This window comes from Cyanobacteria bacterium GSL.Bin1 (genome assembly GCA_009909085.1).
In the GTDB taxonomy this organism is placed as follows: domain Bacteria; phylum Cyanobacteriota; class Cyanobacteriia; order Cyanobacteriales; family Rubidibacteraceae; genus Halothece.
On the sequence record JAAANX010000199.1, the window covers coordinates 1 to 6,927 of the forward strand.

Here is a 6,927-nt window from a genome sequence, read left to right on the forward strand (position 1 = left end):
TTTCTAAAAAGTAATATTCATTCTCTAACTGCTTAGCTAACTCTTCTGCTATCGGATATTCATTAAATTCATCATTATCTTTTAATTCTTCTGTAGTTACCTTTTCAGAAATTTCTGAATCTTTTCTTAAGAGTATCAATTAAAATTGAGAAAGACGTTAAAGCACCATGCAGGTGAACGTTGTAACCGTGAATACAAACAATAATGTCTTTAATAGATGGATACTTAAGAAATTTGTTGAAAATTGTCTCTTGAGAATCTTTAATAATTGCCTTTGATGGCATAGTGGTTGGATCGGTTGTCGCTAAATAGTAAGACATATATTGTTTTGTATCAATCCAGTTATAACCACCTTTTTGTAACTTAGTACGATCTTCACGATTAAAATCATGTCCTAGATGTTCGCGATCACGGTTGGTTGCAAAGTACTTAACATACATATTTTCTGGATTACTGAAATTCCTAAAAATTGACTGTCATATGTTATTTTGATCAAGTTATGAAAGGAATTAGCTGCACTATCCTAACCTATATAGTTCCCATTCCATACTGATCTTTCAACAGTGCGATCACCACTTTTTGCCATCCCGTACTACTTAATTGGTTTTTACGATGTAAGGAGCGCGATCGCGCTGCCAGCTAACTATCCAGGTTTCTGAACGCGCCACAAACTCTGATTCCCTTCTTGATGCGCCCGAATCAAACGAAAGCCACAATAGTTCACCTCCGGCTTTCTCGCCAACGTCGAAGGCGCACGATTGATAATTTGTGCCAGTCTTTTTGTCGGAATCAACCAACCGTTATCTGCAATCCGTTGCAACGTCTCTAAATCCTCTAACGTATCTTCATTGCTGGCGCGAATCGCTTTCACCGTGCTACTAACCGTCGTTTCAATGACCTTTTCCAACACTTCCGGCGATTCAATCAATGAGTTTTGAGTTGCTAACTGATTACCATTCCGCTTCACTGTTGCTGTTGAATAATTGCCATTGCGTTCAGTTTCCTCCTCAGAGCGCAACGATTCCGTTTCTTCATCAATTTTATACTCTTGAATAAAGCCGGTAATATAGCCCCCCGCTTGGATATACTCGTGCAACTGGTCCAGCAACGCCAGTTCCTCTCCCGTGACATAAGACTGTCGCCCAAATTTTGTGGGAATAATGCCTAAACCTTTGAAGCGGTTATACAGCACACTGCGCGTGATGTTATAGCGCTCCATTAATGATTTGACGGGAAAGCGGTCTATTTCAGATTCCATTGCAACTCTCTACAATCTTGCATCATTTTCTCCTGCAATTCATTTATTTTCTCTTATTGCTTGCAAATTAGCAAGTGTCTTCTGCTTGTTTGCTACTCCAACCAGTACCAGAAACTTTCGGGAGAATAAGGGACTCGCGCTTGCAAGCGATGTTGCAATGTCTGCTGAGAAATGATTGCTGTCGGTTTGAGTTGGTCCCAACATTTACGAGTGAGTTGATAGAGTTTGCGGATATAGGTAAATCGCGCTTGCGCTTCTTCGGTAGAGAAGGGACTAATATCGGGATGATGGTGTTTAACCAGTTGTTTGTAGTTAGCTTCCAATTCCGTGAGCGTTTTCGGACTGCCCAACACTCGCATTGCCGGGGCTTCTTGTGTTCCATTGAGAGGAGGACCGGAAGGCAGAATGCGTCCAGTGAGGAGTAAGAGGGTAAACTTTTCCAAGCGCGCATAGCGTTCACTGGCTGATTCAGTTTCGGTTTCCGTTTCTGCTGTTGCTGGTTGGTAGTTATTGTCTGCGGGAAGATCTGCAACCGGTTGCAATCCTTCAGGTAACGATCGCGCAAAGTCTAATTCTTCTCTAGCTGCGAAATGAGCCAGTTGCAAGCGGTCTTGCTTCCGTCGCAAATCGAGGTCATGAGCTTGTTTCAGTTGCGCGATCGCGTTGGCGGTCCACGTACTGCGGACAAATTGATAGAACCCCAAGAGCGCTTCAACGGCTTGTTGATGAGCGGGGTTAAGAGTGGTAATTTCTTCGAGTTGTTCCAGAGAATAAGTCATCGCAATTAAACCTCAGCCACTTCATTGAGAACTTTTTTGACTTCGGTTTCTTGTAACTGCAGTTGATGAGCAATTTCGAGAGGGGTCATGCCAATGGAGTAAGCCGCAAAGATGTCTTGTTCGGTGGAAGTTTCTCCACCAATGAGACGCATATGAGAGGTGTTCTCTCGTCCGGCAATTAATTTCTCGTCTAAACTTTCAAATTCCGGGAGTTGAGCCTCAAACTCAGAAACCGGATGCGTTTCTCGTTCATAAGCCAGACAACGAGACGTTTGCGCTTGCGTTAATTCCGCGAGAATATGTTTCGCTTCACTAACAATTTCACTCCAAGTTTCCTCACAAGCTTCTCGTGCCGCTTGTTCCATTTTCACCTGGAGTTTACTGCTGAACTGCTGGCGCGCTTCCTGCTTGATGTTGTCGCCGTAGCGAGATGCCATCTTTTCGGTGAGGGTATCGATGGCGCGATTGAGTTTGTGCTGGTTCTGGCTTTCGTATTCACTCATGTCTGTAGCATATATATGGTACAGACATAATATAACTCAGTTTATTTTTGTTGGCAATATGTATGAGAGACAAATTGAGAGAAAGATTTAGTTCATGCTATGTGTTTTTTTACGTTACTCAAGTGAGTGCAGTGTGCCCGGCACAGCACTCACTCCTCGAAGGGTGTGACTAGATGATGGTCCGCTTAACCACTATGATTAGTTAACTTATGCTCGCTCTCAAGGTGATTCCCGCCCCTGATCTCTTCGGCTGACAATAACCTTAATGTTTTGCTCTCTGATCGAGCGTTAGAGCCACAACAAACGTCAAGGTTCCTCCTAGCAAACCGAAAAGTAACCAAACTAGACGACTGTAACCTTTATTAGCCGCAACGAGAGCGCCAATGCTACCGATGAGACAGTGCAGGAAGAGTAAGGAAGTAAAAAAATCTGACATTTAAGGTGATCTCAACCGGTAACACACCAACTTACATTGGCCAAGAGTCATCCGTACTCCGCCGTAAGACGACGGCTGGAGCGAGGAGCTTGCGCGACGCAGTGAAGACCTGCGGATGACCGTTGGTCATGTAACAGCAAAAAAGCTTAAACATTTTCATGGTATCTGTATTATTGTATGATCATAGTAAATGTTAAATGATCCTTTCCTTTCGCGATCAAGGCACAGAAGACATTTTCCAGGGTAAGCTAACTAAGTTCGCTCGAAAAAAGTGTCCTCAAAACTTGATTAAAAAAGCAGCCAGAAAACTGGATTTAATTGACTCTGCTGCTGCCTTAGATGATTTACGTGTTCCTCCTGGCAACAAGCTGGAAAAACTGCGGGGTGACCGCGCCGACCAGTACAGTATCAGAATTAATGATCAGTATCGGATTTGTTTTCGGTGGTTGGGAGAAGACGCCGAAGATGTAGAAATTGTTGATTATCACAGTTAAGGAAATTATGGTTAGAGTTCCCACCCATAGACAACCGACTCATCCCGGTATCATCCTCTTAGAAGAGTTTCTCGAACCAATGGCAATGAGTCAAACTGAGTTAGCCAAAGCAATTAACGTTCCTTATCAACGAGTCAATGATTTGATTAACGGCAGACGGGGGATCACACCAGGAACGGCTTTAAGGTTAGCCAAGTTTTTTGGGACAACTCCTGATTTTTGGTTAAATTTCCAAAGACGCTGGGAACTTTATCGTGCTCAACAAAAGGAAGGTCAAGAAATTGAACAAATTACCCCTTGCCATTAGGCGGCGAGCAAGGCTCACCGACGTTTTCATAAGCTGATTCTTGAGGAGCAAAAGTTCCCGCTAATTCCTGAGTTGATCATGATTACTTGAAAACGAGGGATTCTGTAGTGAATTTGAATGATCTCTCTTTTCTCGTGGGAAGACTATAAATATCAATTCTTTTCTGAATTGATCAGAAATCTTAGCACACCTCCCATCCATAACCGTAAAAATATTCTTTTTTTTTACTAGTTATTTGTTAATTTTTAGAACGATTGCTTGCTTAGGTAATATTGTTATTGCCATTCAGACAAATGGATGAGGAGTTCTTCCTTAATCGATGCTTATTCAAACCGCTAAAAGGATCCTTTTTGTCTCGGGATTGATGATTTCTTGGTTCCCAGGGAGTTTCAAAGCTGAATCAAAAGATATCTATAATACTTTGATTGATTATCTTCCCCATCAAGAGTCAATCTGTCGCTACTTGGATCAAGGATATAGTCGTAATGAAATATTAGAAAAATCTTCCTTGGCATTATTAAAAACTTTTCCAAAAATTTGGGATTTAGATTCTAATATCCCAAAACAAAAGCAAGCCTTATTATTAGTAATATTTGCTCATCATGATGCCGTTCATAATCTTTGTCCAGAGTATCAATATACCGTTTTGACTGAAGAAGAATTTCAAGCAATTTTTCCTAATTTTGATCAAGAAATGCCAAGGCATAAGATACGAGAATACTTATCCAATCCTTAGCACACTATCAGGCATCAATAGAAGGTTGATGTTCGGCTGCGTTGCTTCATTTGCTAGGGTCGCCTCGCTTTTCTCCTACAACAAGTAGCCTGCTGAAGAATTGACTGCGCTATACAACTGAGACAGATTTGAGACAGCTTCAATTCGCGATCGCGCCAGCGAATAGACTAAAACCAAATTAGTAAGTCAAACAACTACTTGGGGTTTTGGTCCAAACTTAACGAGCTGATCCCCGTCTTTTGGGATCAAATCAATAGCAAAACCTTAAAAACTGACTTGCCAACTCCCAAACAACTCGCCAGATGAGCTTTTGACAATTTTCCCCCCAGCCTGGCGCACGAGACGGTGCCACTCACTCAGCGGCGTCAATAACACTTCTGCACCAAAATAAGTTTCTAAAATCGCCCAATCTTCAGCGAGAGGACTTTCGGGATCAATCACATCAAAAATGAAGCTGCCCTTAGGTTTGAGCACGCGCTTGACTTCAGCTAGAACCCGTTTCCAGTAATCGAGAGGATAGTAACAACTCCAACCCGTAGCAATCACACCATCAAACTGGCTGTTTTCGTAAGCTAATCGATGAGCTGCACCCAATTTTACCCCACGAAACAGTTTGGAATTGAGTTGGGGTCCCCGACTCATTAAGATCTCCCGTGCTGCGGTACTCACTTCCTGTCCATAGAAAAAAGCCTCCCACTGGGACCAGGGATAGATTAAAAAACTCAACCCACAACCAATATCTAACCAAGCTTCCTTTTTCTTGGGAGTTTTCAATTCCCAAAATTGAGAAGCAATGCGGTTTTGGAGAGTTCCCTCCTGCCATTGCTCGAAAATAGACATTGCTTCGACTTCTGCTGGGAGAGCAAAATTTTCTTGACGGTATTCGCGATTAAATCTCTGAGTCGTATTGTCAATTGCTGTTTGCCAGTCTTCGCTAGCACCGGGTGAAAGCGATTGAGGAGAGCCGAAATTTGGCTGTTCTGGTTCTGATTTGCGTTTGGCCAATGGGTATGCTTTCCGATTGTTGGGTTAGCTTGCTCTGCGAGGGGCCCAGTTCTTGGTCCGACAGGACTAGTCAAGCTGGGTTAGGTTTGGGTGGGCGATCACCCTACAATTAAAGCAGATCGCCTGAATCAATACCAGTCAAAAGAAAGTAAAGCACTAACTGATTTAAGTATTGCAGTAATTAATGCAGTAAGGCAGTAAATACTTATTTATATACTGATTCAATCAAGTGCTGCAAAGATGAAGTAAAAAAGTAACGCCTTGCTTATTTGGAGTTGTTATACTTACTTCAGTAATGCAGTAAGTCAGTAATGCAGTAAGGCTTTAAGTATGCAATTATTTAATGAGGTAAGCAAGTGGGACAAGTCATATCTTTTATCAACCAAAAGGGTGGGGTAGCCAAATCTACTTCCTCTGTTCATTTGGCGTACTGGTTAATCTCGAAGCAGAAACAAAACATCTTATTGATTGATGCGGATGGACAGCGGTCTAGTTCGCTTTGGGTAGAGAACATGGAAGCGTGTGAGATTCCGTGTCAGGTCTTGCAATCCCCAGATGATTTACTTGAACAAATTCCTGAACTCGTTCCCAATTACGACTATTTAGTGGTGGATGGTCCCGCTAGTTTATCGGAAGCAACTCGGGCGATTTTATTCCGCTCCGATTTAGCTTGTATTCCAGTCCAGCCGACTGGGGTAGATTTGCGTTCGGCTTCGGATGCGATGCGGTTGGTGAAGCAGGCGCAGTCGGTTCGGGAAGGACGACCCAAAGCGGTGATGTTCCTGAGTCGGGCAGTCAAGGGAACCCGCTTAAAAGAAGAGGCGATCGCGCTCCTGAACGAAAACCCAGCAGGGACATTACTGAAAAGTATCATCCACCAGAGACAAGTCGTTGCTGATAGTTCCGGTCAATCAGAAACAGTGTGGAATTTATCGGGACGATCCGCGAACGATGCAGCCAGAGAGTATGAACAGTTATTCAAGGAAATGCTCAAACAATTGCCATGACACGCAAGAAACGAAAATCTCTGAATGATTCTCTAGCCGAAGAGTTTGTCTTTGGGAATGCCTCGGATGATTCTGACGATACGCCTGATGAAGAGGCTAAGCCAACGGAATCATCAGACCCTGAACCCGACAATCCCGTTATATCCGATGAACCAGATCCTCCAATCAAGAAAACATCAAAACTAATGGATAAACTACAAGCTGAATCAAAAGAAGCCACGAAACGATTCACCGTTGATTTAAAAGAATCGACTCACCGCAAACTCTCAATTTTGGCAGCCAAGTCGGGAAGGACGAAAGCTGACATTGTGCGGTTATTACTCGATGAGGCTTTGGAAGAGATTCAATGACCCCCACCTACTTCGTGAGGTGGGGGATTGGGGAGAGATCACCTCCCCGTAG

General features: G+C 43.1%; 10 protein-coding genes. 5 read left to right on the forward strand and 5 right to left on the reverse strand.

Features of this window, described 5'->3' with window-relative positions:
- Positions 1–104: 104 nt before the first annotated feature.
- From GVY04_22870 to GVY04_22885, 4 genes are all read right to left on the reverse strand, one after another.
- Complete coding sequence (locus tag GVY04_22870; GenBank protein ID NBD18871.1) at positions 105–440, reverse strand: alpha/beta hydrolase; 336 nt, start codon at positions 438–440, stop codon at positions 105–107.
- Positions 441–643: 203 nt separating this feature from the next.
- Positions 644–1,258, reverse strand: a complete 615-nt coding sequence (locus tag GVY04_22875; protein NBD18872.1) for a hypothetical protein — start codon at positions 1,256–1,258, stop codon at positions 644–646.
- Positions 1,259–1,350: 92 nt separating this feature from the next.
- The gene (locus GVY04_22880; protein NBD18873.1) at positions 1,351–2,037 is read right to left on the reverse strand and encodes a hypothetical protein; all 687 of its coding nucleotides are present in this window, start codon (positions 2,035–2,037) and stop codon (positions 1,351–1,353) included.
- Between the two features lie 5 nt (positions 2,038–2,042).
- Positions 2,043–2,540 carry a hypothetical protein gene (locus GVY04_22885; GenBank protein NBD18874.1) on the reverse strand — a complete coding sequence of 166 codons (498 nt, stop codon included), beginning with the start codon at positions 2,538–2,540 and terminating at the stop codon, positions 2,043–2,045.
- A 633-nt stretch (positions 2,541–3,173) separates the two neighbouring features.
- On the opposite strand from GVY04_22885, the gene GVY04_22890 reads away from it, so the two are divergent.
- The 3 genes from GVY04_22890 to GVY04_22900 all read left to right on the forward strand — a co-directional run bounded on the left by GVY04_22890 (position 3,174) and on the right by GVY04_22900 (position 4,513).
- Positions 3,174–3,470 carry a plasmid maintenance system killer protein gene (locus tag GVY04_22890; GenBank protein ID NBD18875.1) on the forward strand — a complete coding sequence of 99 codons (297 nt, stop codon included), beginning with the start codon at positions 3,174–3,176 and terminating at the stop codon, positions 3,468–3,470.
- A 7-nt stretch (positions 3,471–3,477) separates the two neighbouring features.
- A complete protein-coding gene (locus GVY04_22895) occupies positions 3,478–3,777 on the forward strand; it encodes a HigA family addiction module antidote protein (GenBank protein NBD18876.1) in 300 nt (99 codons plus the stop codon).
- A gap of 319 nt (positions 3,778–4,096) precedes the next feature.
- Positions 4,097–4,513, forward strand: coding sequence for a hypothetical protein (locus tag GVY04_22900; GenBank protein ID NBD18877.1), 417 nt, complete (start codon positions 4,097–4,099; stop codon positions 4,511–4,513).
- Between the two features lie 264 nt (positions 4,514–4,777).
- Here GVY04_22900 and GVY04_22905 read toward each other — a convergent pair whose 3' ends face one another.
- Positions 4,778–5,353 carry a methyltransferase domain-containing protein gene (locus GVY04_22905; GenBank protein NBD18878.1) on the reverse strand — a complete coding sequence of 192 codons (576 nt, stop codon included), beginning with the start codon at positions 5,351–5,353 and terminating at the stop codon, positions 4,778–4,780.
- A 521-nt stretch (positions 5,354–5,874) separates the two neighbouring features.
- On the opposite strand from GVY04_22905, the gene GVY04_22910 reads away from it, so the two are divergent.
- Together GVY04_22910 and GVY04_22915 are read left to right on the forward strand one after the other, a co-directional pair.
- A complete protein-coding gene (locus tag GVY04_22910; GenBank protein NBD18879.1) occupies positions 5,875–6,525 on the forward strand; it encodes an AAA family ATPase in 651 nt (216 codons plus the stop codon).
- Positions 6,522–6,875: a CopG family transcriptional regulator gene (locus GVY04_22915; protein ID NBD18880.1), complete on the forward strand. Its 354-nt coding sequence runs from the start codon at positions 6,522–6,524 to the stop codon at positions 6,873–6,875. The genes GVY04_22910 and GVY04_22915 overlap by 4 nt, the downstream gene beginning before the upstream one ends.
- Positions 6,876–6,927: the final 52 nt, after the last annotated feature.

What these genes read in the sequence shown, in the direction of transcription:
- GVY04_22895 (NBD18876.1), top strand. Translation starts at nt 3,478, where the DNA reads ATGGTTAGAGTTCCCACCCATAGACAACCGACTCATCCCGGTATCATC.
- GVY04_22885 (NBD18874.1), bottom strand. Translation starts at nt 2,540, where the DNA reads ATGAGTGAATACGAAAGCCAGAACCAGCACAAACTCAATCGCGCCATC.
- GVY04_22880 (NBD18873.1), bottom strand. Translation starts at nt 2,037, where the DNA reads ATGACTTATTCTCTGGAACAACTCGAAGAAATTACCACTCTTAACCCC.
- GVY04_22915 (NBD18880.1), top strand. Translation starts at nt 6,522, where the DNA reads ATGACACGCAAGAAACGAAAATCTCTGAATGATTCTCTAGCCGAAGAG.
- GVY04_22875 (NBD18872.1), bottom strand. Translation starts at nt 1,258, where the DNA reads ATGGAATCTGAAATAGACCGCTTTCCCGTCAAATCATTAATGGAGCGC.
- GVY04_22905 (NBD18878.1), bottom strand. Translation starts at nt 5,353, where the DNA reads ATGTCTATTTTCGAGCAATGGCAGGAGGGAACTCTCCAAAACCGCATT.
- GVY04_22890 (NBD18875.1), top strand. Translation starts at nt 3,174, where the DNA reads ATGATCCTTTCCTTTCGCGATCAAGGCACAGAAGACATTTTCCAGGGT.
- GVY04_22870 (NBD18871.1), bottom strand. Translation starts at nt 440, where the DNA reads ATGTATGTTAAGTACTTTGCAACCAACCGTGATCGCGAACATCTAGGA.
- GVY04_22900 (NBD18877.1), top strand. Translation starts at nt 4,097, where the DNA reads ATGCTTATTCAAACCGCTAAAAGGATCCTTTTTGTCTCGGGATTGATG.